Origin of the sequence: Candidatus Microthrix parvicella Bio17-1 (assembly GCF_000299415.1) — a bacterium.
Taxonomy (GTDB): Bacteria; Actinomycetota; Acidimicrobiia; order Acidimicrobiales; family Microtrichaceae; genus Microthrix; species Microthrix parvicella.
In genome coordinates, this window is the sequence record NZ_AMPG01000001.1 from 785,436 (window position 1) to 811,908 (window position 26,473).

Genomic DNA, 26,473 nt, shown 5'->3' on the forward strand with positions numbered 1-26,473 from the left:
AGGGTCGCCGACCATGCTCGACCATGTCTTCACCGACGCCATCGGAGCGCTGCGCGACGCCATGGAACGGGCCATGTTGGAACGTCAGGCCTTCGAGGAGCGCTTCCAGACCGACATTCTGCTGGGAGACGTCACCTGGGAAACCTCCTACGGGCTGCCCGGCGAAGGCACACCCCCACGGATACGGGCCGATCTCACCCTGGAGTGGCCCACCTGGAGCCAGACCGCGTACCGCTCCTGGTACATCGACGAGGATCTCGCCGAGGCTCCCAGCATCGAGATCGAGGTGTCGTTTCGCATCCAGCGTCTGTCCGAACAGCCCGACCTGTCCGGGTTGTTGGCCGCCCTCCCCGCGGACAGTCCGGCGGTGGGCCCGGAGCGACTGCACCGGGAGGGGCTGACCACCGAAGCCCTGCACAACGCAGAGTTGACCAGCACCGAGTGGTCGGCCGAGGTGTCCTACGAGGGAACCTACGAGTTGGACGAGTCCACGCTGGCGGACGGCTCGGTGCTCGACGACCATTTTGGGGCGATGGGTGGTTGGGTGGCCTCCACCCTGGTCAAGCTGGGTGACCTGACCTTCCAGTTCCTGCCGTCCAGCGACGACGAGTCCTAGCCACCATCGGGCTCCTGGTGGTGGGCTGCGGTTGTGCGCCCGCCCCGCCGTCCAAGGTGGACGACCTCGGCTACTCGGTCAACGTGGCCAGGGCCGACGCCTACACCCCGCCGCGCACCGGCCGTGATGTTGGGCCCGGGCACCGAGGTGGTTCGCCGGCCCGAGGGCGTGAACGGTTGATCACGCCCGGCTGAAACCCCGGTGGAATCGGGCTACCCGGCCAGCACCGCGTCGACGAATTCCGCGATTGACTCCACCGTCAGATCAGGCGGCTCAAGACCCGTCGGCCACGGGTCGGGTCCTCGCATCCAGGCACCCGACAGACCAACGGCCCGGCCACCCGCCACGTCGAAGTGCGGATGGTCTCCCACCATCCAGCCCTCCAGCGGCCGGCCGCACATCTCGGCGGCCAGCTCAAAGATGGCCGGGTCGGGCTTGCGGGTGCCGACCACCTCCGACACGACCACGGCGTCGAAATGCACTCCCAACCCGGTCGCGTTGATCTTGTCCCACTGGGTTGACGGGCCGTTGGTCACCATGCCCAGGGTCCACCCGGCATCACTCAGTCGCTCCAAGGCCGGCCCGACGTTTGGGTCGACCTGAATCGACGCCACCCAGTGGGTCGTCCGGTCTGCTGCGATCGCCTCTTCGGGTACGTCGAACCGTTTGGCGGCCTGCGGCATCCAGCGGGCCTTGTCGCCATAGCCGTTGCCGTCCACCTCGATCAGCCAGGCCAGGCCGTCGGCCTCGCCGATTCCAAGGCGTTCCAGCATGCCCGAGGCCCAGCGTGCAAACATCGCACGCCGGTCGATCAACGTGTTGTCCAGGTCGAAAAGGCCGAGCGTCACGTCAGCGGGCTCCGGGGAGTGGCGGCAGCCCCTCGAACACGGGCGCACGCTTTTCGCCTTTGGCGGTGAAGGCCTCCATCATGTCGCCAGGCTGGAACATGCCCGACTGCCACCCGGCCATCTGATGCAGGGCGTCGGCAGTGGAGTGGTCCCGGGCATAGCTGATGGCCTCTTTGGTGCCCCAGATCGCCAGCGGCGACTGGGTGGCGATACGCCGTGCGATTTCGAGCACGCCGGCGACGAGCGCTTCATGGTCGGCAAAGGTCTCGTTGAAAAACCCAACCTCACGGACGCGTCCGGCCGGGATTCGGTCGCCGGTGTAGGCCCACTCGCGGGCCACGCCCTCGGGCACCAGCCTGCCCAGGCGCTGCAGCGTGCCGACGTCGGCCGTCATGGCGATGTTGATCTCCTGAATGCAGACGAAGCTGTCCTCGGTGCCATAGCGGCAATCGGCCGCCGCGACCATGTCGACCGCGCCCCCGATACAGCCGCCCTGCACCGCTGCGAGCACGGGAAACCGGGCGTTCGCCAGGGCGGTGAAGCTGCGCTGGAGGTGCTGCACCATGAGCCACAGGCCTGCGTTGCGGCGCCCCTGCTCGGACACGCCCGACGCACCACCAAGGCCGCCCTCGGTGAACACCGCCAGGTCCATTCCGGCCGAGAAGTGCTTGCCGGTCGACGACAGCACCATCACGCGGGTGGTGCCTGCGGCATCGAGCCCCTCCACGATGGCGGGGAGCTCGGTCCAGAACGCCGGGACCATCGAGTTGTAGGCCTCCGGACGGTTCAACCGGACGTGGGCGACCCCGTCGCTCAGATCGACGTCGAAGCACTCCCAGGTCGAGTCGGCCGGGGACACCGGGCTCTGGGGCGAATTCTCCGCGACATCGGGGCTCATGGCTTACTCCTGTGATCGAAGGCATCGGCGAACGGGTGCTCGCCGCCACGGTACCCGGGCGACGGCTGACAGAATGGACCGGTGATCCTGCGATTGACCCTGCGAAGCACCCGAGCGCACCTCCTCCGCTTTCTGCTCACCACGTTCGCCGTGTTCATCGGCGTCACGTTCATCACGACGGCCTACGGATTGGCCGATCAGCTGCGGGGCATCCTCGACGACCAAACCTCGACTGCCTTGCCGGGTTCCGATACCGGCGTGCCGGGCACCGATCGCTTGCTGTTCGTCTCCCCCAAACTCACTGCTTTTGGTTTCAGCGGCACCCTCGACGCCTCGTTGGCCGACGAGTTGAAGGGTGTGGACGGCGTAGCGACCACCGTGGGGCAGACCCAACGGGGGGTGGCCTTCGAGGTGCCGGACCGAACCGAGGGCACCCTGGGTCAGATCCAAAGCTCGGCCACCACCTCGGCCTACGACCCGGCCCAGTGGAACCTCGTCTCCGGCACAGCGCCGAAGGGCCCCGACCAGTTGGCGGTCAACGAGGGCGGCACGACCGCAGCCAACGCACAGGTGGGTGACACCGTTGTGGTGTTCCTCCCCACCGGCCGTCGACAGATGACGATGACGGCCATCGTGTCGCCGGTGGTGCCCGACACCAACTCCATGTTCCAGTTCACCGATGCCGTAGCGGTGTTTGACCCGGTGGTGAACGCCGAGCTGTTCGGCGGCGACGATCGGGTCGACACGATCCTGGTGGCGGTCGCTCCAGACGCCGACGTCGGTGCGGTCAAGGCCGCAATCGAAGACCGGCTGCCCAGCGGGGTCACCGTCGGGAGCGCAGACGATCTCACCGCCCAGGTGGTCGGCATCATCAACACGATCGTGGACGGCATAGAGACCGGCATGCTGGTGTTCGCCGGCATCACCCTGTTTGTGGGCACGTTCCTGGTGGCCAACACGTTTTCCATCGTGGTCGCCCAACGCACCAAGGAACTTGCGGTACTGCGTGCCGTCGGCGCCGGCAGACGCCAGGTGTTCGCATCGGTCCTCGGAGAGGCCGCCGTGATCGGGGTACTGGCATCGATCCTCGGTTTGGCGACGGGGCTGGCATTGTCCACGCTCGCCGGCTGGGCCATCGACACCGAGCGCGGGGCGCACCTGGTGATCTCGACCCGCACGGTGGCCGTCGGCCTGGGCATCGGCATGGGCGTCACGCTCGCCTCGGCCCTCTTCCCCGCGCTGCGGGCCATGCGGGTGGCGCCGGTGGCGGCAATGCGCCAACACGAGGCCACCCCGGCCGGCCGTGGCCTTCGCGGCCTGTTGATTGCACCGATCGCCTTGGTGATCGGCATTGCCGGCATCGTCGTCGGCCTGGGCGACGGCCGTTCGATCAGCTCCAGGATCGGCCTGATCGGTGGCGGCGCAGTGGTGATGTTCCTGGCCCTGGCCGGCCTCTCACGGCTGATCGCCGCTCCGGCCGTGCGGCTGATCGGCGCACCCTTGGGACGAGGCCCCATTGCGACGCTGGCGCGCACGAACGCGGCGCGCAACCCACGCCGCACCGCCACCACCGCCGGGGCGCTCATGATCGGCCTCGCACTCATCGCACTGGTGGCCACGGTGGGGTTGTCGGTGAAGCAGAGCCTTGAGAACCAACTGAGGAACAACACCACCGCCGCCTGGTTCGTGGTCCCAAACCAGCTGGTCCCACCCGACCCCACCTCCATCACCGACGCACTAGCCAAGGCGCAGGGTGTTGCCGCCGTGGTGCCGACGGCGTTCTCCAACGCCACCGTCGCCGGCCCTCGGGGTGAGGCATCGGGTGTTGCGGTGGCCGGCCTGGCCGAGGTGCCCAAGGTGTATGACCTGGGTGTCACCGAAGGTCCCACCCGCCAAGCCAACACCGATGACGGCCAGGTCTGGTTGTCCGCCGATGCGGCGAAGAGGCAGGGCGTCAAGCTGGGCGACCGGATCACGGTGTCCACCGGCACCGGGGCCACCGCCACCACCACGGTTGGTGCCATCTACACCCGCACGGCCGCGCTGTCGGACGTGATCATCGACCAGTCGATCGCCGACCAGGTGGGCGCCCAGACGTTCGTCCAGGCGATCGCCGTCAAAGGCACACCGGGCACCAGCGACACGGCGCTCAAGGCGGCCATCGAGCCGGTGGCGGGCGAATTTGCCAACGCCGAGGTGATCACACCCAGAGAATTCGAGAAAAGCCAGACCGGGCCGCTGGACATCGCGGTCAAGGCGGTGTCGATGCTGTTGCTGGTGTCGGTGCTGGTGGCCGGCCTCGGGGTGGCCAACACGCTGGCGCTTTCGGTCTACGAACGCACGCGGGAGATCGGCCTGCTGCGCGCGGTGGGCACCACCCGCAGGCAGATCCGCAAGATCGTTCGTCGGGAGGCGGTGATCACGTCGGTGTTCGGCGGGCTACTTGGCGTGGCCGTGGGCACGACCCTTGGCATCGCTGCGGTCAAGGTCCTTCCGGACGCGTTGTCGGGCACCCTCGTCATCCCGTGGAGCTGGATCATTCTGTGCATCTTCGTCACGGTGATCATGGGCCTGTTCGCCGCCCTGTGGCCCGCATGGCGAGCGTCGAGAATGAACGTGCTGGATGCCATCTCGCAGGAGTAGTTCGCACACCCGGCGCTTCGAGTGCGGTCCACAAGGGGCGGCATCAATGGTGACCGCAAGGTTCGGTGTGGTGTACTGAGCGCGATGGACTCGGGTGACAACACCATCGGAGCGACGCCAATGCCAAGCGGCAGGACACAGGCCACCACCAGGCGAACCTTTCTCGGAGGTACTGCGCTGGTTGGCGTCGGCGCGTTGTCGGCGTGCGGTTCCGACGACTCCCCCACCGGCACGGCGATCCCACCCACCGAGACCTCCACCAGCCTGCCACCGGTGCCCAAACTCAACGGCGATCCGTTTGCGCTTGGCGTGGCCTCGGGCGACCCCAACGACACCTCCGTGATCCTCTGGACACGCGTGATAACCAACCCCTCCAAGGCGGACGGAGGCATCGGTTCGGTACCCGTGCCCGTGAGCTGGGAAGTGGCCACCGACGCCAAGTTCGACAGTGTGGTCGCATCCGGGGCCGAGGTGGCCACCGCCGACTTCGCGCATTCGGTGCACGCCACCGTCGACGGACTCAAGCCCGATGGCACCTACTGGTATCGATTCTCCATCGGCGCTGCCGTGTCACCCGTAGGCCGGACCCGCACCATGCCCACCGATGACTCCCAGCCGTCCTCGGGCCAATTCCGGTTTGCCATGGCCACGTGCCAGGACTTCCAGGGAGGCCGCTACGGGGCGTGGGGTGATGCGGCCAAGCTGGACGACTTGGACGCAATCGTGTTCCTCGGCGACTACATCTACGAACTGCCAAACATCCTCACCGGCCCGAACGGCGACACCAGCCGTCACTACACCTCCGAGGTGCCCACCGACCTCCCCGGATTTCGAGCCCGCTACGCCCAGGTCAAAGGCGACAAGCAGTTGCAGGCGGCGCACGAAACGGCACCGTTCTTCGCCACGTGGGACGACCACGAGGTGCAGAACAACTACACCAAGGACGTCGACCCCGAACTGCGCCAGGCCGGCTACCAGGCCTGGTGGGAGCACATGCCGGTGCGGCTCCCGCCGCCGCAGAACGGCGAGCTGGTCGTGTACCGCACCCTCGACGTGGGCGGCCTGATCCAGCTGTTCATCCTGGACACCCGCCAGTACACCGACCCGGGCGCCTGCCCGGGCGACAACCCGGTGGGAACGGTTCCGGACTGCGAGGCCCGGTCCGACAAGGACCGCACCCTCCTGGGCGACACCCAGAAGGCCTGGCTGTTGGAGGGCCTGGAGCAGTCGACCACGACCTGGACGGCGCTGGCCAACCCCGTGCTGTTCGCCGGGCTGGTGACCGGCACCGTGGAGGATCCAGCAACGAAGGCGCAGGTCCCCACCTTCTTCCAGGACACCTGGGACGGCTTTCCCGCCGAGCGGGCCACCATCCGCTCGGCGCTGGCCAAGGTGGACAACCCGGTGGTGCTCACCGGCGATTACCACGCCGGCTTCGTGTTCGATGTGAACGACACCGACGCCATCCCCCCGGCGGAGGGCCCGGCGGTCTGCCCCGAGTTCCTCGTCACCGCCATCAGTTCCTTCCTGTTCTCTGAGGACTACACCAAGTTCAACCCGCAGGTGCGGTACTTCGAGGCCAAGCACGGCTACGCGGTGTGCACCGTCACCCAGGAAGACTTCAGCTGCGAGTTCCGGTACGTCGACGACGTCTGGGATGCCGACAGCCCGATCACGGTGGGCCCCACCTGGGCGGTCGCCAAAGGCGAGCACACGGCCACCGAGGTCACGCAAGGATGACCCCCAGGCCGTTGTCAGCCGTGCATCCCGCCACGATCTCGCCTTGCTGACCCCGACGCCGATCTCGGCCGACCCGGCGGCGGGCCACGGCCCCTTCGAGACGGCCCGGTTGGCGGCCGCACAGCTGACCGAGGCCCTGGGACGAAACGACCACCGCCTGGCCGTTTGGCTGGGTTCGGGCTGGCAGCGGGCGGTCGACCGGCTCGGCGTCACGGCCACGGTGTCCACCGCCGACCTGGCCGGGTTTCATCGCGCCGGTGCCATGGGGCACGGCTCCGACGTCCACAGCGTCCGGATCGAAACACCGGACGGTATCGGCGTCCAAGCGCTGGTTTTCACCGGGCGCACCCACCTCTATGAGGGCCACGGCCCGGCTGCCGTCGCCCACGGCGTTCGCACCGCCGCTGCGGCGGGATGCCGGGTGGTGGTGCTGACCAACGCCGCAGGGTGCATGCGGGAGGGCTGGGGGGTGGGTCGCCCCGCGTTGGTCACCGACCAGCTCAACCTCACCGGGGCCTCCCCGCTGACCGGCCCGCTGCCCCCACCGCCGAACGACTCGCGCCACGTCGACCTCACCGACGCGTATCACCCCCGCCTGCGTGACCTGGCCCGCAACGCGGCACCCGACCTGCCCGAGGGCGTGTACGCAGGGTTCCACGGGCCCGAGTTTGAGACACCGGCCGAGATCGTTGCCGCCCGTCGCCTGGGTGCCGACCTGGTGGGCCAGTCGATGGTGCTCGAAACCATCGCGGCCCGGCAGGTGGGGCTGGAGGTGCTCGGCATCAGCCTGATCACCAACGCCGCCGCCGGGTTGGGCGGCAAGCTGTCGGCCCAGGAGGTGGTGGACGTGGCCCACGCAGCGGCCCCGGAGCTGGCCGTCCTGCTGGCTGATGTGCTCGCCGCGCTGGCCGCCCACCACGACCTCTGGCAGGACCCACCATCATGAGCAGCGAGCGCGTGGTACTCACCGGAGGCACGGTGATCACCTGCGACCCAACCGATCGCGTGATCAACCACGGCGCCATCGCCATCGAGGGTGAGCGGATCGTCGCCGTCGGCTCCGGCGCCGAGGTGGCCGCCCTCCTGCCCGGAGCCGTCCACCGGCCGTTGGGCGGCGCCATCGTCATGCCGGGCCTGATCAACGCCCACACGCATTTGGCCATGACGCTCTTTCGGGGGCTGGCCGACGACGTGAACCTTGAGGGCTTCCTCGCACTCGTCATGCCCGCCGAGGCAGCAGTGCTGTCGAGCGCTGCCGTGCGCGACGGGGTGGCGCTGGCCGTCGCCGAGTCGCTGCTGGGTGGCGTGACCTCCGCCCTCGACATGTACTTCTGGGATGAGGTGGCCTCCGAGGTGGCCCACGACGCCGGGCTGCGCCTGGCGGGAGGGCCTGCGTTTCTGGGCGGCACCGGGCCGGAGGGCAACAGCTTCGACGCACAGGTCCAACGGGCCCGGCGCCTGTGGACCCGGGAACCCGCCGAGGGGTGGCACACGGCCATCGGCCGCTGGGCCCACCCCCACGCCACCTACACCCTCGCTCCCGACCAGCTCAGCGCCGTGGCCGCCGCCGCCCGGGAGGTTGGGGCCCGCATCCACACCCACGCGGCCGAGTCCGAAGGTGAGGTGGCCATGGTCAGCGAAGCTCACGGTCTCCGTCCCGTCGAACTGCTCGACACGCTTGGCCTGCTCGGTGCCGACGTGGTGCTGGCCCACGCCGTCCACCTCGACGACGACGAAATCGCCGCCATCGCCAGGTCGGGCACATCGGTGGCCCACTGCCCCGGCTCCAACCTGAAGTTGGGATCGGGCGTCGCCCGCATCCCCGAGCTGCTCGACGCCGGAGTCACCGTGGGCCTTGGTACCGACGGACCGGCATCCAGCAACGACCTGGACCTGTTCGCCACCATGCGCCTGGCGGCCCTCATCCACAAGGGTGTCTCTGGCGACGCCTCGGTGATGACCGCTCACCAGGTGTTGCGGGCCGCGACCATCGGTGGGGCCACGCTGTTGGGCGCCGGCGACGAGTTGGGGTCGATCGAGCCGGGCAAGCTGGCCGACCTGGTCGTGCTCGACCCCGGTGCGCCACACCTCACCCCGACCTACGACCCCGTGGGCACGGTGGTGTACGCCGCTGGGCGTGGCGACGTCACCGACGTGTGGGTCGGCGGCCGCCGGGTGGTCGCCGACCGCGCACTGCTCACCATGGATGTCGCCGCCGCCCGGGCGGCCGTCTCGGCGCGACGTCCCGAAGTGCTGGCCGCAATTCGGTGAGCAAATCCACACAGGGGCTACCGCTCTGGACCATATTCACGTTTGCGGCCGGTTTTCGCCTCGCCACCCTGTATCTTGCACGCACGCGTCGAAGCGAGGTCCGGCGGTCGCTCGTGTGGATCGCCGGAGCGGGGGCCGCGATCGGTCTGCTGGTCCTCCTTGGCCGGATCACCCCGGCGCGGCCACTGGAGGGCGTGATCACTGCGGCGGTCGGTGGTGCGGTCGCCATCATCGGCACCGCGCTGAGCCGCACCCTCACGCGGCTCATATCGAGGGCGCCACCCGACGGGGAGCCCGAAGCCGAGCAAGCTTCACAAGCCACGGACACGTTGCGAGATCTGCTGACGCAGTTCCAGCGGGACTATGGCGGCTGGGCCGACTCTCTGAACGAGCCTGCACCAGCTCCTGGCATCGGCCAGGCGGAGCACCTCCCCATGCAAACCGTAGGTGTCGATCCTTATCGGGTGCTCGGCGTCGGCCGGACCGCCGATGATCAAGCCGTCCGCGGGCGTTACCTCGCACTTGTGGAACGGGATCGGCCGGCCAACTATCCCGACTCGGCCGACTTCACACCCCAGCGAACTCGTGCCGCAGCAACCGTGAGCATTCTCAACGAGGCCTACCGCCTGATCCGCAACGAGCGCGGCTGGAGCTGACGGACCGACGCGGTCGACGCTGCGCCAACCGCCTCAGCGAGAATCGGCGAGACGCAGGGAAGCACCCTGCGGGGTGGTGCGTTCAGCGTTGGTGGTCTGCACCCAGGCCGGACCATCCGGGGTGACCAGCGTGACCACGTTGGTGTTGGTACACCCACCGTCGCCAACCGCCTGGTAGTTGACCCTGGCCGAGGTCGCACGGTGCTCCTGCCCCCGCTCATCGATGCCGACCGGCTCGGCCCACGCCACGCGGACGCTGTCGGCATCGCATCGCGCGAACACCTCCGACCAAACCATCGGTGACACCAGCAGGTCACCGGGCGCCCAGAGGTCGCGGATTACCTGCGGTTGCTGTGATTGCGGCTCGGACAGCTCATTGAGCTCATCGCGCGAACCCTCCAACGGCGTGATCGTCGCCCGCCATGCCGTGAATCCGGTCGGCGCCGCGGCGCCGCTGAGATGCTTCGAGCCGGCACGGTAGCCATCCCAGTCGTCCGGGTAACCACCCGGAGCTTGACCATCGTCGGCGGCCCCGGTGCTCACCGGGGCACGCGAGACGGTCAGCCGGTAGGGCACGCCGACCCGCCACCGATAGTCGATCGAGTTGGCGTTGCCGGCCGCGGACGGCAGCCAACCAGGCCCGCCGTCCAACTCGCCGCGGGCTCCGTATCCGCCCCAGTTCACAGCGCCGTGCCCCGGGTGCTGGGACGCCCATTGCGGGCCGGTGTGAGCGGCGCCCTCACGGCGGCCGGTCGCCGCGTCCTCAAAGCTCACCTGCAGCGCCCAGAAATACAGATCGTGTGTCGGTGGCTCGTCGAGGATCGTGACGGTCACCGCAACTTCGACGAATCGTCCGGGCAGGTCCCAGAACAGGTGCATCGACGATGCCCGGTTGCCCGACGTTGGGTACCCCCGGGTCCGTTCCACGCCACGGGTGCCGTCAAGACCGTCGCTACCGCCACCGAAAAGCCGCCGCCACCAACTCACCAACGGCCCCGGCTGTTCACCCAAGATCGGCTTCGACCTCGTCCAACTCGGCCATCAGGCCCTCCCACTCGGCCATGGTGGCTGCGGCCTTGTCCTTGGCCTCGGACAGTTCGGCAACCAACACCTTCACCTTGTCGCCGTCGTCGTACACGGCGGGGTCACCCATCTTGGCCTGGATCTCCAGGACCCTGCCCTCGGTGCGCCCCACCCGCTTCTCGGCCGCCTGAACCCGCTTGCGAAGCTCCCGGGTTGCGTTGGAGTGACGCTGTCGTTCCTCGGCGGAGGCCTTACGCCGATCGGCGGGGTTGCCGCCACGGCCGGCTGTGCTCGACGACGCGCCTGTGGCCATGGCGCCGGAGGCGGGAGGCGACGCGCCCCCAGCCGAGGCGGAAGTAGTGCCTGCGCCCCGAGGCGTGCGTTGCTTGGCCGCCTGACTCTGAGCCCTTTTTGGGCCCCTGGCAGAGCCGCTGCCGCTGCCGGTCGACCTACTCGACCCGGATTTACCCGACCCGGATTGACCCGACCCCGATTTGTTCGACCCTGCCTTGCCCCCGCCCGAGCCCGAAACCGAGCCGGTCAGCGGGTGTGGATGCAGCACGGCGTCGTCAACCTCGGTGTGCACCGTCACCGTGCCGTTGCGCACCTCGATCAGCCCTTCGGCCACCGACCGGATCAGGTGCCGATCGTGGGTCACCAGCAACACCGTGCCCGGATAGGCATCCAGCGCATCCTCCAGCACGTCGCAACTGGGCAGGTCGAGGTGGTTGGTCGGCTCGTCGAGCACCAGCAGGTTCACCGGGTTCACCATGATCGAAGCGAGCGCCAGCCGGGTGCGCTCACCGCCGGAGATGTCGCCCACCAGCCGATCGACGGCATCGCCGCGAAACCCGAAACTGCCCAGGATCGACCGCAGGTTGCGACCCGCAGGGTCGGCGCCAACCGCCCCCCGAAAGGTGTCCTCCACGGTGGCGTCAAGATCGAGCTCGTCCACCTGCTGCTGGGCGAAGTACGCCACGTCGACGTTGGCCCCCAGCTGGGCATGGCCCGCCGAGGCCTGGAGCTGTCCCAGCAAGAGCTTCACCAGTGTGGACTTGCCTGCACCATTGGGCCCCACCAGCGCCCACTTTTCGCCCCGTTCGACCACCAGGTTCACCCCGGTCAGGATCGGTGCATCGTCGTCGTAACCCACCGAGATGTCTTCGAGCTCGGCCACGACACGGGCGGACCGCTGCGGCTTGGGGAATCCAAACTTCGCCACCAGTTGGCGGTGGTCGGGCAGTTCGATGCGGTCGAGCTTTTCCAGGGTCTTGAGGCGGCTCTGCACCTGGCGGGCCTTGGTGGCCTTGTATCGGAATCGGTCGATGAACTTTTCGGTGGCCGCCACCGACTTGGCCTGGCTGGCCGCCTGGGCCTGCAGGTTGGCCAGCCGTTCCTCGCGTTGCACGATGAACTCGGCAAACCCGCCGACGTATTCGGTGGCGCCGCCACCGACCACCTCGATGACCCGCTCGGCCACAGCATCGATGAAATCGCGGTCGTGGGACACAAACAGGATCGATCCGGGCCAGGCGGCCAGCTGCTCCTCCAGCCAGGTCACCGAGTCGACGTCGAGGTGGTTGGTGGGCTCATCGAGCACCAGCACCTCCGGCTTGGACAGCAGCAGCTGGGCCAGCGTTGCCCGCATCCGCCAGCCCCCGGACAGCTCGGACACGCTGCGGTTGGCGTCGGTCGCCTTGAATCCCAACCCGGCGAGCACCCGCTGGGCCTCGGCCTCCAGTTGATAGCCGCCGGCGGCCTCAAAGCGGGTGCTGATCTCGCCGTACGCGTCGAGTGCCGCTTCTGCTTTGGTCGCGTCCGGCGAGGCCATTTCGGCCTCGAGCGAGCGCAGTTCGTTCTCCATGCCCGCCAGGTCGCCTGCGCCCGCCATCACGTGAGCCAGCACGGTGTCGTGCACCTCATCGGTCAGGTCCTGGGGCAGGTAGCCGACGCTCAGGTCCTTGGTGCGGTGCACGTCGCCCGCATCAGCCTGCTGGTGACCAACGACGATCTCAAGGATCGTGGTCTTGCCAACACCGTTGCCGCCCACCAGGGCGATACGTCGGCCTGGCAGCAGCCGAAAGGTGACGTTGCGAAACAACGTACGGCCGCCGTGGGCCTTTTCGAGCGAGGAGACCGAAATCATGAGCAGCCGAGGCTACCGAGCGGGACCCTCCGCTCGGTCATCGTGCCCCGCCACACCGGCGGGCGGTGCGCGCTCACAGCGCCGGCCGGTGCAAACCGTCGCCTCAGAGGGCGCTCGCCGCTCCCGGGCCCGGGGTCGGAGCGGACGGGTCGAGCGAGCCGAGGCCGGCCGCCAGGGCCGAGCCGACCACCAGCGCACCGCCCACGATGGCGGGCGCACCGGGGCGTTCCCCCGCCACCGCCACCGCCATCACGGTGGCCACCACCGGTTCGGCGGTGGCGATCACCGAGGCCCGGGTGGACGAGATGCGGGTCAGCCCCGCCCCAAGCAACAGGTAGGCCAGCAGCGTTGACGCCAACGACAGCAAAGCGAGCAGACCGGCAACATCCCAGGAGGGCCATGCCAGATCGGCAAAAGGCACCAGCACCAGCCCGCCGATCAGCATGGCGATGGCGTAGGTGCGAATCGGGCCCAGCAGCTCCACCAGGGTGCGTCCAACCAGGTAGTAGCTCGCGTAGCTCAACCCTGCGGTCAGCCCCCAGGCGACCGACGCTGCGCTCACGGTCACGCCTTCGCCTCCGGCCGCTGCGGTAAGGGCCACCCCGCCAGATGCCACCAGCACCAGCGTGACGGAGCGAGGCGTCGGCCGCATCCAGCCCAGCATGACCGAACCGATCAACACCCACACCGGTGCGGTGTACAACAGCACCCACGCCAGCGTGATGCCGCCCCGCTCGATGGCTGCGGGCAGCGCCGTGTAGAAGACCGACACGCCGATGAGCCCAAGCGTCACCAGCCGAACCCACACCATGGGTCGACGCAACGGCGATGCCGAAGCACCGGTCGTGCCACCGGAGCCCCGCAACCGTGCCCGCAGCGCCTGCACCAGCCAGATCATCGAGAACCCCACGCCCGCCACCAGTGCCCGCCACGTGGCCATCGTGACCGGGCTCAGACCACGGTCGGCCAACCCGTTGGCCACCGGGCCGATCGTGCCCCACAGCACCGCTGCACCAAGGACCGCCAGCGCACCGATCGTCCCCGGGCTGTGCCCACTACCGCCGTGCCCATCACCGCTGTGCCCACTACCGCCGTGCCCACTACCGCCGTGCCCACTACCGCTGTGCCCACTACCGCCGTGCCCACTACCGCCGTGCCCACTACCGCCGTGCCCACTACCGCCGTGCCCACTACCGCCGTGCCCATCACTGCCGTGCGAGCGTTGGTTCACGCCTCCGAGGATGCCCGCTCCTTGGCCCACGGGTAGTCGGCCTTGCCGGTCGGCGAGCGCACCACCTCGTCAACCAGCACCAGCTTGCGAGGGGCCTTGTACCCGGCGATCGTGCCTTTCACGTGTGCTTTCAGGTCGTCAAGGGTCAGCTCGGTGCCCTCCCTGGGCGCAACGACGGCGGCTACCGTCTCGCCCCAGCGTTCGTCGGGCACGCCCACCACCACGGTGTCGAAAACGCCCGGGTGGGTTTTCAGCGCCGCCTCGACCTCCTCGGGAAACACCTTTTCCCCGCCGGTGTTGATGCTGACCGAGCCACGGCCCAGCACGGTGATGGTGCCGTCGGTGTCGACGGTGGCCTGATCGCCGGTGACCGCCCAACGGACGCCGCCGACCTCGACAAACGTCTCTGCGGTCTTCTTGGGGTCGCCGTAGTACCTCAGCGGCATTCGCCCGGTGCGGGCAACCCTGCCCATGTTGCCCGACCCCGGCTCGACCGGCTGCAGGTTCTCGTCGAGCACGCAGGTCACCGCCGGGTCCATCGCAAAACGAGTGCCCTTGCTGGCATCCTCGCCCGGCATGAGCCGCTGGGTGGCGTGTGATCCGGTCTCGGAACTGCCGTAGCCGTCGGCCAGGATCAGGTTGGGGAGAATCTCCTGAAGACGGGTCTTGTTAGTGGGGTGAAGCGGCGCCCCACCGGAGGAAATCGTGTACAGCGAGGGCACCTCGAAGGGCCCCTCGGCCTCCCACGCGTCCAGCAGCGGGCGGGCCATCGCATCACCGATGAGGATCAGGATGTTGACCCCTTCGGCGGCAACCTGCCGCCACACCTCGGCACCGTCGAAGCTGCCGGGCAGCAGCACCATCCGTCCGCCGCACAGCCACCAGGACATCGAGGTCCACTGGGCTGCGGCGTGGATCAGCGGCGCGCAGGCCATCGTCACCACGGCGTCATCAAGGATTCGCTCGGTCAGTTCCTCGGCCGTGGACACCGGGCCCACGAGCCGCATCGGGTCGCCTCCACCGACACAGGCGAAGAAGGCATCCTCCATGCGCCACTCGACGCCCTTGGGCATACCGGTGGTGCCGCCGGTGTACATCAGGTAGACGTCGTCGCCGCTTCGAGCCGGGAAGTCCCGATCGGTCGAGGCCGCCCCCACCGCGTCGTCGTAGTCGAGCGCCCCGAACGTGGTCGGGTCGGTGGTGGGCACGTCCGCCCGGGGGTCGATGTCGTCAACCACCAGGCTGATGCGAAGGTCGTCGAGTTCGGGTGCCACCTCGGCCAGGGAATCGCTGAAGCGCCGGTGGAAGACAACCGCCACCGCGTCGCCATCCCGAAGCAGATGCGACAGCTCGGCAGCCACATAGCGGTAGTTGACGTTGAGCGGAACTGCACGGATCTTGAACGCGGCCAGCATCGTCTCGACATACTCCGCGCAGTTCTGCAGGTAGCAGGCCACGTGGTCGCCCGGCCCCACCCCCGCGTCGGTCAGGACGTGTGCCAGCGCATTGGCCCGCTCCTCAATCTGCCGGTAGGAGACCCGCTGCTCCCCCACCACGAGCGCTTCGCGGTCTGGATACTGATCGGTGGTCAGCTCCCAAAGATCGGCCAGGTTCCAAGGAACCGGTGAGGTCGCTGCGGTCGTGCTCTGTTCGTTCATGTTCCCCCTGTGTGTGGCAATGCTGCTCGTGCCCGCTTGCGCCGACCCTTGAAACTGCAACGTGTTCTAGTCTGAGCCGATGGGTATGCCATCGGATCTTGGAATCATCGACACCATGGTCGGGTTTCCGTCCCCAGACCGTAGCCAGGTGTACAAGTTCATACAGCCTCATCTGCGAGATGAGGAGTCGAAGAGCTTCACGATGCCGGCCGCGTACATGTTCAAGGACATCCCCCCGGAGATCGATCCCGAGGCCGACCCGGTGGCGGTGGTGCTGATGAACATGGATGCCCACGGCGTCGAGCGCGCCATGGTGAACGTCGCCAAGGACGACCGCGAGGCACCCCGCCGGGCACTGCGTGACTTTCCCGACCGGTTCATCCCCTGCGCCGAGTTGGACCCCAACGGCGGCATGGACACCGTCCGCCTGTTGGAGCGACTCGTCACCGAGTTCGGCGTGCGTGCGGTGACCACCACCCCGTTCGCCTACCGGGTGGCCATCAACGATGCCCGCTACTACCCGCTGTACGCCAAGTGCGTCGAGTTGGACCTGCCCATCTTCGTCACCGCCGGCGTGCCCGGCCCGCGGGTGCCGATGGCCGACCAGAAGGTTGAGCTGATCGACGAGGTGTGCTGGTTCTTTCCCGAGCTGAAGTTTGTGATGCGCCATGGTGCCGAGCCCTGGGAGGCGCTGGCGGTCAAGCTGATGATCAAGTGGCCCAACCTGTATTACTCCACCTCGGCCTTCGCCCCGAAGTACTACCCGCAGGCCATTATCGACTACGCCAACAGCCGGGGCGGCGAAAAGATCATCTACGCCGGATACTTCCCCGCCGGGCTGACCTACGAGCGCATCTTCTCCGAGCTGCCCAACGTGGGGTTCAACGACGACGTGTGGCCCAGGTTTCTGCGCACCAACGCCGAGCGGATTTTGGGCCTGAACGCGTGAACGCCTGAGCGACGCGGCCATCGAACGATATTGGACACCGGCGAGGCTCCGGGAACCTGTGCCACCGCCGATCGGGTGGTTCTGACCCGCGTCGCCGTGAATCCCCAACAGGGAGGTACCCGAGGCCTTGGCGCACCCTTGGGTACCCTCGAAGGACCCGGCGACCGGCCCGTCTGCCGAGGCCAGGCCGGGCTCTCACAGGCGCTGCGCCAGGCCGGCATGGCGCCGTTGGAATGACCGACGATCGCCACCTTGCCGATCGTCACCGTCAGTGCGGGAGACCTCGTGGTCGACGCGAACTGCGAACCGCTCCCGATACCGCCGTGAAGGCCAATCACCAAGGTCACCGAACCGGCACGTGCCTGCTGCGCCGATTGCGGCATGGTCAGCTGATAGCTGCGCTGCGTTCCCCCGACTTCAGTGTCTGGCTGGTCGTGCCCGTCGGCAACGGCGGCGGCGCCGTCGAACATCCACAACCCGCAGCCAACAAGGTTGTGGCGGCCACGAAAGCGCCGGTTCGAAACCTGCTCCTCGTCACCAGTCAGGACCCAGGTGGCCCAAACCCCATGCGGCCTGGCATCAGTCCGACTCGACCAACCGAAGATCGACCGGCTCGGTGGTGTCAGCCGACGATGGGGCGCTGATTCGTTTGGCCGTGTGGAGGCACGCCTCGGTGAGCTTGGGGCCGAAGCTCACCATGGCCGGGGCCAGGTGCCCCTCGTCGTAGCGCACAAACTCGGCGGTGGGGATCAGCAGCGCGGTGCGGGCCTGCTCGAGGGGGGACACGGCGCGGTCGCGCGTCGTGACCAGCACGGTGGTCGGCACGTCGCAGTGCCTGATCCAGCGCCGGGAGTCGAAGGTGGCGACCGCCATGCCCGCCTCGGTGACCATGCGCCAGTCATGGCGTCGCATCTCCTCGGAGGCCCACCGTTGCATCGTGGAGGGCCTCGACCCGCTCGGGGCGATCGGGATCCGCTTTCGCACCGACTTGGGCAGCCCCCAGGTGAGGCGCAGCGGCCCGGCGACCGCCGAGACGGCTCCGACCAGTACGATCTGCTGACGCAGGCCGGGCACCAACCAGCTGCCGGTGGCGGCGAGTACCAGCCCTGACACCAGCTCGGGGTGCCGCTTCCACAGTAGCTGCGCGACCGGCCCGCCCATCGAGTACCCGACGGCGATCACCGGGCCGCAGCCCAGGTGCTCGATCAGCGCGGCGGCATCGTCGGCACAGTCGGTCAGGCGGAAGCGGCGCCACGAGCGAATGCCCCGGCCATGGCCCCGCATGTCGGGGGCCACGATGTTGAAGTGTTTCGACAGGTCGTCGAAGGCGTTGAAGTAGTTCATGCCGCCGCTGGCGACCCAGCCGTGAAGCAACAGAACGGTCGGTGCCCCGGGCGGACCCTCGACCCGCCGGAAAAACGTCTTGCCCCGGCCGGGCAGCTCGATCCGCTCGCCCCAGGGCAACCCAAGCACGTTGTGCTCCTCGGCCTCGTCGATCGGCCGATCATCGTCGACACCTCCCGCCCGGCTCACCGTGTTCCCTGCGCCGTGGGACCGGCCGTTGAGCTGCTCAACCATGAAAATGCCCCCGGGACACCGAACCTCACGGGCATCTGGGGGTTCCGGATGCCGGGTCGGATGTAGCCGTCAGCTTATGACACGCCCAACAGCTGCCTCACGGTGCGAGCCAACTTTCGCTGCACCTCGTCGCCCTCGGTCATCCCCGAGATCCAGCCCACCAGCGCGGCCAGCCAGACGTCGAAGAGGGTGTCGGCCATATCGATCGACTCGGGGGTCGGCTCCGCGCCCATCGCGGTCACGATCAGGGCGCGCATGGCATCGGTGACGCTCTGCACCACCTCGGCCAGCTCGGCGTTGCCAGAGACCAGCGCACGGATCTGGGCGGTGGACACGTCGGGCCGGGCCAGAAGGGCACGATTGGCACGGCCGAGCACGTTGAGCACCCGCTCGGCCGCAGTGACGCCCACGGCCGGCCGGTTCTCCAGGTGATCGGCCAGCGCGCGCACCTCAGACTCCATCACCGAGGCCAGCAGGTACTCCTTTGATGGGAAGTACCTGTAGAGCGTGCCGATCGCCACCTCGGCGCGAGCGGCCACGTCCCGCATCTGCACGCCGTCGAACCCACCCTCCGACGCCAGCGCCGTGCACTCGCGCAGCATGCGCGTTCGGCGTGCGTCCTGGGCGACGGTCAGGCCTGATCGGATCGTGTCGTTCACGTACCCGTCGCCCACGCCACCGGGGCACCCGCAACCTCGACGATGGCATCGAGATCGTCGACGGCGACGGCCACCTGACGAACCGCCGAGCCGGTAGCGGCAGCACCAACCCTGCGGTAGTCCTCTTCGGTGGCCCGCGCGTGGTCGTCAGCGCTCAGCCGAGGCGCGTCCGGTGACCAAGCCTGAACCGCAACGCCAACCCCAAGCCGCTCGGCCAGCGCCAGCGTCGCCGCCTCCAGCTCGCCGGAGGCCGAACCGGCGCGCACTCCCACTGCGGGCCGACCGGCCAAGCGGGCCATCAGCGCACCGGCAGCAGCAAAGCCGGGCAGCGGTGTGGTGGGAATCACCACCGATCCTGCGGTGGCGGTCGGGAAGGCACGTCCAACCCAGAACCCAACCAGATCGGCTTCAGCGACCGCCACGGCATGGTCGGGCGCGGCTCCCGACAGGTGCAGCGCCGCCCGGGGGGCCGACAGCGGCGACCCTTCGCTTTCGTAGGCCGGACCGATGATCGCGGCCAGCGCGTCGTACAGCGGTGGACGGGCGGCGGGCCCACCATCGGGGGCGGTCCAGCCCTCGGCCGCAAGCGACAACTGGCGAGGATCTAGCTCCACCACATTGCCTGTTGGGCGGGATGGCAGTTCGTCCTCACCAACCCCGGTGAGGATCACCACCTGTGCCGAGTTCAGCCCACCCAGCTCGGGGTCACGTGCCTGCAGACCACAGGTTCCGGCATGGTAGGGACTGTTCCAGCGGAACACGCCCTTGGCCATCGGGGTGTTCAGCACCGGCACCCCGAGGCGCTCCGCAAAACCTGCCAGCGCAAACGTTGCATCGGCCCGCACCACGCCGACACCGGCGACCACCGCCAACCTGGCACCCTGCATCGACGGGCTCAGCTGGAAGGCCATCTGCCGCTCGGGCTCACCGGTGACCGACAGGTCGGAGGGAACGTCCTGGCCGAGGTCGAGGTCCAGGTGCAGCGCCGTCGTGGCGGGCATCATCGGATCGATGGCGGCCAGGGTGTCCAGGAGTTCCTCCGCCGAGCCGACCGTGTCGGGGTACGCGGTACCGCCGGGCAGCGAGGACAGGTGTAGCAGTTGCCCGGCCAGCACCGCCGCACCGAGACCGCCGTTGACCGTCCCGTCGGCGTCGGCCAGCAGCACGGCCAGGTCGGGATCCTCCACGTCGATGTGGGGCAGGCCTTCCCCGGTCAGCCCGAGGTCGAGCCCAACCGTCCGGCGAACACCCAATGCCGCCAGTGCGCCGGCCAACGCTGCGCGCAGCGTGCGCTCGGTCATGTCAGGTCGATCAACGCGTCGAGCGCCGACTCCACGGCGCCAACCAGGGTCGGATCAAGGTCCGAGAAGCTGTCCACCGAGGCGAGGATACGACGCCAACCGTCCTGGGGTGTCCCCCAGCCCAGGCGTCGACAGATCCCGGTCTTCCAGTCCTCGCCCTTGGGCACCTCGGGCCATGACGTGATGCCCACCGCACCCGGTCGTACGCACTGCCACACGTCAACGAACGGATGCCCCACGACGGTGACGTCAGGAGATGCGCCGCTGCGCTGGTTCTCGGTCAGACGCCACTCCTTCGTTCCGGGCACCAGATGGTCCACCAGGACGGCCAACCGGGCCTGTGGGCCGGGCCCAAAGCGCGCGACCGCCGCATCCAGATCATCGATTCCACCCAGCGGCTCCACCACGATGGCGGCGTCTCGCAGATCGTCGCCCCAGACGCGCTCGATCAGCCGGGCATCGTGGTCGCCCTCCACCCACAGACGGCTCGCACGGGCCACCTTGGCCCCACTGTCCGGCGCAGCGATCGACCCGGAGGCGGTTCGCCGCACCGCCGTTGACGTTGGGGTCCGGGAGACCCCGGTCAGCGAGAAGGTTTCGCCGTGCATCGAGAACCCGCCCGCCAGATTGTTCACCCGCCGAGTGCTTCCGCCGCGCAGCCGAAGCACCACCCAGTCGCGGTGCCACTTCTCGACCGTGCCACGCGCGCCTGTAGCACGATGCACCACCTCGTCGGTGGGCGTCACGCTCCGCTGCGGTGGCCCCGCGGCGATGACGTCGTTGCGCGGGTCCAACACGTCACCGGGTACCGGTGCGGATTCGGGGCGGGATCGACGGGCCATGGTCGCCAAGGTAGAAGAAGGGACGACCCGACTGGCGCATACGCGCTGCCGGTCGGGCCGAACGCAACCGGCCGACCTCAGTAACGCAGGCCCGGGGCCCGCGTGCCAAAGATGTCGATACCAAGTTGGGCGCCCAACTTGGAGGCGTCCCAACGCCTGCCCTTGTTGTTCAGCGTCGGTCCGTCGGCCCAGCCCTTCATCCAGATGATGTTCTCGGCCACGGCCCTGATCACCTGCCCGTTGACATGGGCCGCCTCGTCAGAGGCCAGCCAGACCACCAGCGGTGACGACACCGACGGATCCATCGGGTTCCACTCGCCCTCGTCAACGTCGTTGGCCTCGATGACGGCGGGTGCGCCGGGCATGGTGGCGGTGATGCGGGTGGCTGCCGCCGGACCCACGCAGTTGACGGTGACGCCCATCTTGGCCAGTTCCAGGCTGAGGGTCTGGGTCATGCCTGCGATGCCCGCCTTGGCGGTGGCGTAGTTGGTTTGGCCAAAGTTGCCCACCAGGCCCGCACCCGACGTGGTGTTGATGATGCGGCCGCCCACCGGGGCACCGTTGGCCTTGTTGCGCTCCCGCCAGTGGACGGCGGCGTGCTTGGACGGAGCCCACGCACCCTTGAGGTGCACGGCGATCACCGAGTCGAAGTCGGCCTCATCCATGTTCCAGATGGCACTGTCCCGCACGATGCCTGCGTTGTTCACCAGGATGTCGAGCTGCCCGAAGGTGTCAACCGCCTGGGCAACCATCTCGCCGGCAGCGGCGTAGTCGGCCACGTTGGCATAGTTGGCGGCGGCCTCACCGCCACGCTCGACGATCAACGCCACCGTGTCGTCGGCCGCCCGGCCGGTGCCTTCGCCGTGCACCGAACTGCCCAGGTCGTTGACCAGCACTTTGGCGCCGTGCTTGGCCAACTCCAACGCATGGCCGCGGCCGATGCCCTGGCCGGCCCCCGTCACCACTGCCACTTTGCCTTCCAACAACCTGCTCATGCGTGTGCTCCTCATCGACGAAATCTGACGGACCGTCAGATTCTAGGGTGAGGGGCTCCAGGCGCTACAGACGAGGCGGGGTCACAGCCGCCGGAGGCGGGGTCACAGCCGCCGGAGGCGGGGTCACAGCCGCCGGAGGCGGGGTCACAGCCGCCGGAGGCGGACCCGTTCGACGCGGTGGGCAGGCCCCTTCTCCAAAATCACGTCGGCGCGCTCCCTGGTGGGCAGAATGTTTTCGGCCAGGTTGGCACCGTTGACGGTGCGCCAGATCCGCCGGGCAGTCGCCTCGGCGTCGGCATCGTCAAGCGTGGCGTAGGTGGTGAAGTAGCTGTCCGAGGTCTGGAACACGGTCTCGCGCAGCTTGAAGAACCGTTCGACGTACCACTGCTCCACCAACTCCTCCGGCGCGTCGACGTAGAGCGACGAGTCGAAGAAGTCCGAGACGAACACCACCGGGGTCCCCCGCTCAACCATGGGGGCCTGCAAAACGTTCAGCCCCTCAACAATCACGATGTCCGGATCGTGGATCGCTTGCACCTCATCCGGCACGATGTCGTAGCTGACGTGGCTGTAGGTGGGTGTGGTGACCTGGGTATCGCCACTCTTCAGGCGGCTGAGCAAGTCGATGAGCGCCGCTCGATCGTAACTCTCCGGAAAGCCCTTGCGGTCCATAAGACCGCGCTCGGCCAGCACGGCGTTGGGGTGCAGAAAGTTGTCGGTGGTGATCAGCGCCACGTTGGGGTGGAGCGGCCACCGGCTGAGTAGGGCCGCCAGCACACGGGCCGTCGTCGACTTGCCGACCGCCACCGAGCCGGCGACGCCCAAAAGGTAGGGCACCTTGACCGCCGGCGAACCCAGAAAGGTGTCGGTTGCACGAAAAAGCTCCTGCGAGGCGCTGACCCTCAGGCTCAGCAGCCTCGACAGCGGCAGATATACCTCCTCCACCTCGTGCAGGTCGAGCCGATCGTTGATGCCGCGCAGATCCGCAACGTCAGCCTCGCTCAGGGTCAGCGGGGTGGCGGCACGCAACCCCGCCCAGGTGTTGCGGTCGAAGCTGCGATAGCGGGACGGAGCGTTCACGCGGCGTTTCGACTGATTGTCAGGTCGGACCGGTCAGGCCTGTGCAAGCCAGGCGTCACCGGCGGCGAATTCGGCGTTGAGCTGCTTCTCCAGCTCGCCTTTGGACGCCTTGGCGATCTTGTCGCCGATCAGCGGCACCTTCACCGAAACGTCGATTTCCACCTCGTAGTGCGTGGTGCCGTCGTCGTTGGCGGTCAGGCTGGTGGTGCCCTTGGTCCGCTGGGGCACGCCGTCCATCTGGACCGCGAAATGTCCGCCGTAGGTGCCGTCGCCGTGGTCCTTCCACACGTCGTCGGTGGTCACGGTTGGGCTGGAGGGCAGCACCTTCTTGGCGATCGAGGGGACGTCAAGGTCGGTGACCCGCTTGATCACCATGCGCAGCCCATCATCGGAGGACTCCTCTTCGATCACCTCGATGTCGCGGTGTCCCATCGCCTCAAATTTCGCCACGTGGGCGGCCGGGTCTGAGAACATCGCCCAGACCTCGTCGATGGGATGGTCGAAGTCGTGGGTCATGGTCATCTTCACGGTGCTGTGGCTCCTGACCCCACCGAGGTGGGTGTGGTGTCGTGCGACACCCGAGAGCGTAGGTCACAGGCCCACCCCCTCAGCGATTGAGCCCTGACCAATCGCGTGATCGGGATTGAACCTCCCCGAACCTGGGTATGTCGCTGACATGACCACCACCTCGTCCAACCCGGCATCCTCCACACAGACCCCAATCGGAACGCGGGCCGAGAACGTCGCCAAGCACGACGACGTCATCGCCTCCACCAAAGCGTCCGAGCACAGCCTCGAGCGCTCGCCGCAGGACGTGGCGGTGAACACCTACCGAACCGACGGCGCCTACGTGATCGTGGCGCCTGTGCCCGGGGTCAGCCCTGAGGACGTCAACGTCGAGCTTCGGGACGGCACGGTGCGATTCTGGACTCACGTGCGTTCCGAACCCACCCGCACCTACGACCTGCACGAATGGCACTATGGCGGCTACGAGCGCACCGTCGACGTACCCAACGGGTTCGGTGCGTCGGTGTCCGCCAGCCTCGGCCACGGGCAACTGGCCATCCGTGTGACCACCGGTGAGTTCGGGGGCGAGGCCGTCGTCGTCGCCACGGCCGGCGCACCCTCCAACGACTAGCGCTACCTGAGGGCCACCGGCGCAACCGGGGTGGAGGTGGCACCCACCAACGGCTCGGGCACGGCGGTCAGCTGGGCGGTCGCCGGGCGATCGGGATGCGCATCGCAGTGGTCGGCAAGTTCCTCAAGGTTCCAGTTTTGTCCCTGCATCAGCCCGAGGTCGCGCAGGCACAGCAGGTGGACGGCCAGCAGATCGTCCCAGTTACCGGTCTCTGGGGGAAACACCTCGTGGCTGTAGGTGTCGGTGAACACCCCGGCCACGTCGTGGGACGCAAACCAGTCCACGCAGCTCACCCCGATACCCGGCAGCTTCCAGTCCTTGCCCACGGCATACCGGCGACGGTCGCCGTTCAGATAGTGGCGCACATCACCGGTGCGCACCAGCAACACGTCGCCGGGCTCGGGGGTGACACGAGCTCGCTCCATGGCGGCATCGAGCACGGCGCCGGTGACCGGCTGCCCCGGATCCATGAACTCGATCTCCAAGGTGCGGGGCACATCGACGAGAATCGCCCGGGTGCTGATCGGTCGCAGTTGCTCGGCGCCACACCAGGTAGCACCGGAGGCGGCGCCGATCGTGTCGGTCGACCGGCCGTTGTAGAGCAGCCCGTCGTAGGCCACGTGCGACAGTGCGTCCATGTGGGTTCCGGCCGAGGTCGACATGGTCAGCTGATCGTCGCATCCGGTCCAGATGCCGGGTGCCATCGGGTCTCGTTCGTTCATCGTCGTGAACGTCAGCACGGCGTTCAGACGCCCTGCCGGTTGGCCGATCTGCACACCTTTGCCCTCACCCAACAGGGGCAGCGCCAGCGGGATTGCCGTGCCGTCCACCACGCTCTCGGCGCCTCGCCGGGCCGCTTCGGGTGTCAACAGGTTGCCGGTTCCCCTCTGGTCGTCATCGCCCCAACGACCCCAGTTGGAGATCCTCTGGGCCAGTTCGCGCAGCTCCTCGGAGAACGCCATCAGGTCACACTCCCTTGGCCCACAGCCCCGGGGGCGGAGGGCCGTCGTCGCCGGTGCACTTGGTTCAACCCGACACCGACAACACGCCACGGGCCAACTTGCCCTCGTGCAGTTCGTCGAGCGCCTTGTTGAAGTCCTCCAGCGGATACGTGGCGCTGACCAGCTCGTCCAGCTTCAGGCGACCCGCCTGGTAGAGGCGAATCAGCATGGGGATGTCGTAGGCGGGACGGGACGAGCCGTAACGGCAGCCGGTGATCGACTTGTCGTTGTACATGGTGTTCACTACAAAGCTCGCTTCGGCACCCATCTTGGGCACACCCACCATCACCACGGTTCCGCCGAAGTCCAACATGTCGGTGGATTGACGGATCAACGCGGTCGAGCCCACGCATTCGAACACGTAATTGACGCCGTTGGGGCGGATCTCCCTGATGGCCTCGACCAGGTCGACGCCCTCACCCGCGCAGATGAAGTGGGTGGCGCCGAACTCGCGGGCCAACTGTTCCTTGGCGGGGTTGGTGTCCACCGCAATGATCGGCAGCGCATCGGACAGCGCCAGACCCTGCACCACGTTGAGGCCGATGCCACCGACGCCGATGACAACCGCCGACTCGCCGTGGCTGACCTTGGCCCGGTTGATCACGGCACCCACACCGGTGATCACGCCACAGCCAACCAGCGACGCAGAGGTCAGCGGCATCTCCTTCGGGATGGCGATGGCCGACGTGGCCTTCACCACCGTCTCCTCGACGAAGGCCGACGTGTTGGCGAATTGAAATGCCTTCTGACCTCCGACCGTGAACGGTCGACCGAGTCGACCGGCGTTGGCCCGGCAAAACGTCGGCTTGCCCCGGGCGCATTCCGCGCATGTGCCGCAGTTGCCAAGCGTGCTCAGCACCACGTGATCGCCCTCGGCCAGGTTGGTGACGTCAGGGGCAACGCCCACGACGACACCGGCACCCTCGTGCCCCAGCACCACCGGCGGTGGAAACTGGATCGTTCCGTCGATCACCGACACGTCGCTGTGACACAACCCGGCCGCTTCGATTCGCACCCGAACCTCACCGGCGCGCAGGTCGCGAAGTTCGATGTCATCGCGAACCGACGCCTTGGCACCGTCGAACACGATGCCTCTCAACTGACCGCTGCCGTTCATATCCCCACTGCCCTTCATCTGCGATGGTCGCTTCGGGGCGTCGACGCCCCGAAGCGTTCCTGACGATGCGTCAGAAACTAACC

At 68.0% G+C, this 26,473-nt stretch carries 23 protein-coding genes; 8 read left to right on the forward strand and 15 right to left on the reverse strand.

The features are described from left to right. Positions 1 to 13: 13 nt before the first annotated feature. A complete protein-coding gene (locus tag MPARV_RS0103845) occupies positions 14 to 616 on the forward strand; it encodes a hypothetical protein (protein WP_012227305.1) in 603 nt (200 codons plus the stop codon). 212 nt (positions 617 to 828) lie between these two features. Here the strand turns inward: MPARV_RS0103845 and MPARV_RS0103855 are convergent, their stop codons facing one another. Further along, entirely contained in the window at positions 829 to 1,464 is a 636-nt protein-coding gene (locus tag MPARV_RS0103855) for an HAD family hydrolase (RefSeq protein WP_020377315.1), read from the reverse strand. A 1-nt stretch (position 1,465) separates the two neighbouring features. Continuing rightward, positions 1,466 to 2,362 carry an enoyl-CoA hydratase-related protein gene (locus MPARV_RS0103860; RefSeq protein ID WP_020377316.1) on the reverse strand — a complete coding sequence of 299 codons (897 nt, stop codon included), beginning with the start codon at positions 2,360 to 2,362 and terminating at the stop codon, positions 1,466 to 1,468. An 81-nt stretch (positions 2,363 to 2,443) separates the two neighbouring features. Between MPARV_RS0103860 and MPARV_RS0103865 the strand changes: the two genes are divergently transcribed. The 5 genes from MPARV_RS0103865 to MPARV_RS0103885 all read left to right on the forward strand — a co-directional run bounded on the left by MPARV_RS0103865 (position 2,444) and on the right by MPARV_RS0103885 (position 9,672). After that, on the forward strand, positions 2,444 to 5,005 hold the full coding sequence (locus MPARV_RS0103865; protein ID WP_020377317.1) for an ABC transporter permease: 2,562 nt from the start codon (positions 2,444 to 2,446) through the stop codon (positions 5,003 to 5,005). An 84-nt stretch (positions 5,006 to 5,089) separates the two neighbouring features. After that, complete coding sequence (locus tag MPARV_RS0103870; protein WP_012227297.1) at positions 5,090 to 6,745, forward strand: alkaline phosphatase D family protein; 1,656 nt, start codon at positions 5,090 to 5,092, stop codon at positions 6,743 to 6,745. A gap of 43 nt (positions 6,746 to 6,788) precedes the next feature. Beyond that, on the forward strand, positions 6,789 to 7,691 hold the full coding sequence (locus MPARV_RS0103875; protein WP_020377318.1) for a purine-nucleoside phosphorylase: 903 nt from the start codon (positions 6,789 to 6,791) through the stop codon (positions 7,689 to 7,691). After that, positions 7,688 to 9,016: an amidohydrolase family protein gene (locus MPARV_RS0103880; RefSeq protein WP_040055359.1), complete on the forward strand. Its 1,329-nt coding sequence runs from the start codon at positions 7,688 to 7,690 to the stop codon at positions 9,014 to 9,016. Before MPARV_RS0103875 ends, MPARV_RS0103880 begins: the two co-directional genes overlap by 4 nt. Next, positions 9,013 to 9,672, forward strand: a complete 660-nt coding sequence (locus MPARV_RS0103885) for a J domain-containing protein (protein ID WP_012227291.1) — start codon at positions 9,013 to 9,015, stop codon at positions 9,670 to 9,672. Before MPARV_RS0103880 ends, MPARV_RS0103885 begins: the two co-directional genes overlap by 4 nt. Positions 9,673 to 9,705: 33 nt before the next feature. On the opposite strand, the gene MPARV_RS0103890 is transcribed toward MPARV_RS0103885, so the two are convergent. From MPARV_RS0103890 to MPARV_RS0103905, 4 genes are all read right to left on the reverse strand, one after another. Beyond that, positions 9,706 to 10,683, reverse strand: a complete 978-nt coding sequence (locus tag MPARV_RS0103890) for a hypothetical protein (protein WP_020377320.1) — start codon at positions 10,681 to 10,683, stop codon at positions 9,706 to 9,708. Next, positions 10,676 to 12,841, reverse strand: a complete 2,166-nt coding sequence (locus MPARV_RS0103895) for an ABC-F family ATP-binding cassette domain-containing protein (protein ID WP_020377321.1) — start codon at positions 12,839 to 12,841, stop codon at positions 10,676 to 10,678. Before MPARV_RS0103895 ends, MPARV_RS0103890 begins: the two co-directional genes overlap by 8 nt. Positions 12,842 to 12,944: 103 nt before the next feature. Next, positions 12,945 to 14,102 carry an EamA family transporter gene (locus tag MPARV_RS0103900; protein WP_081582064.1) on the reverse strand — a complete coding sequence of 386 codons (1,158 nt, stop codon included), beginning with the start codon at positions 14,100 to 14,102 and terminating at the stop codon, positions 12,945 to 12,947. Then, positions 14,069 to 15,730 (reverse strand): acyl-CoA synthetase, encoded by a 1,662-nt coding sequence (locus MPARV_RS0103905; protein ID WP_020377322.1) that lies wholly within the window; start codon positions 15,728 to 15,730, stop codon positions 14,069 to 14,071. Before MPARV_RS0103905 ends, MPARV_RS0103900 begins: the two co-directional genes overlap by 34 nt. A 79-nt stretch (positions 15,731 to 15,809) precedes the next feature. Here MPARV_RS0103905 and MPARV_RS0103910 point away from each other — a divergent pair, with 79 nt between their 5' ends. After that, the gene (locus MPARV_RS0103910; protein WP_031277199.1) at positions 15,810 to 16,679 is read left to right on the forward strand and encodes an amidohydrolase family protein; all 870 of its coding nucleotides are present in this window, start codon (positions 15,810 to 15,812) and stop codon (positions 16,677 to 16,679) included. A gap of 579 nt (positions 16,680 to 17,258) precedes the next feature. On the opposite strand, the gene MPARV_RS0103920 is transcribed toward MPARV_RS0103910, so the two are convergent. The 7 genes from MPARV_RS0103920 to MPARV_RS0103950 form a co-directional block, all read right to left on the reverse strand. Next, positions 17,259 to 18,257, reverse strand: coding sequence for an alpha/beta fold hydrolase (locus tag MPARV_RS0103920; protein WP_020377324.1), 999 nt, complete (start codon positions 18,255 to 18,257; stop codon positions 17,259 to 17,261). Positions 18,258 to 18,331: 74 nt separating this feature from the next. Next, a complete protein-coding gene (locus tag MPARV_RS0103925; protein ID WP_031277201.1) occupies positions 18,332 to 18,916 on the reverse strand; it encodes a TetR family transcriptional regulator in 585 nt (194 codons plus the stop codon). After that, a complete protein-coding gene (locus MPARV_RS0103930; protein WP_020377325.1) occupies positions 18,913 to 20,217 on the reverse strand; it encodes a hypothetical protein in 1,305 nt (434 codons plus the stop codon). The genes MPARV_RS0103925 and MPARV_RS0103930 overlap by 4 nt, the downstream gene beginning before the upstream one ends. Next, positions 20,214 to 21,059: a DUF3097 family protein gene (locus MPARV_RS0103935; protein WP_012227276.1), complete on the reverse strand. Its 846-nt coding sequence runs from the start codon at positions 21,057 to 21,059 to the stop codon at positions 20,214 to 20,216. Before MPARV_RS0103935 ends, MPARV_RS0103930 begins: the two co-directional genes overlap by 4 nt. A gap of 77 nt (positions 21,060 to 21,136) precedes the next feature. After that, entirely contained in the window at positions 21,137 to 22,054 is a 918-nt protein-coding gene (locus MPARV_RS0103940; protein ID WP_012227274.1) for an SDR family NAD(P)-dependent oxidoreductase, read from the reverse strand. Positions 22,055 to 22,198: 144 nt separating this feature from the next. Next, on the reverse strand, positions 22,199 to 23,134 hold the full coding sequence (coaA, locus tag MPARV_RS0103945) for a type I pantothenate kinase (RefSeq protein ID WP_012227272.1): 936 nt from the start codon (positions 23,132 to 23,134) through the stop codon (positions 22,199 to 22,201). Positions 23,135 to 23,167: 33 nt separating this feature from the next. Continuing rightward, complete coding sequence (locus MPARV_RS0103950; RefSeq protein ID WP_034393328.1) at positions 23,168 to 23,656, reverse strand: DUF2505 domain-containing protein; 489 nt, start codon at positions 23,654 to 23,656, stop codon at positions 23,168 to 23,170. A gap of 154 nt (positions 23,657 to 23,810) precedes the next feature. Here MPARV_RS0103950 and MPARV_RS0103955 point away from each other — a divergent pair, with 154 nt between their 5' ends. Continuing rightward, positions 23,811 to 24,272 carry an Hsp20/alpha crystallin family protein gene (locus tag MPARV_RS0103955; protein WP_012227268.1) on the forward strand — a complete coding sequence of 154 codons (462 nt, stop codon included), beginning with the start codon at positions 23,811 to 23,813 and terminating at the stop codon, positions 24,270 to 24,272. A gap of 2 nt (positions 24,273 to 24,274) precedes the next feature. On the opposite strand, the gene MPARV_RS0103960 is transcribed toward MPARV_RS0103955, so the two are convergent. Then, complete coding sequence (locus MPARV_RS0103960) at positions 24,275 to 25,234, reverse strand: cyclase family protein (protein WP_012227266.1); 960 nt, start codon at positions 25,232 to 25,234, stop codon at positions 24,275 to 24,277. Positions 25,235 to 25,298: 64 nt separating this feature from the next. Continuing rightward, the gene (locus tag MPARV_RS0103965; protein WP_031277202.1) at positions 25,299 to 26,372 is read right to left on the reverse strand and encodes a Zn-dependent alcohol dehydrogenase; all 1,074 of its coding nucleotides are present in this window, start codon (positions 26,370 to 26,372) and stop codon (positions 25,299 to 25,301) included. Between the last annotated feature and the right edge of the window lie 101 nt (positions 26,373 to 26,473).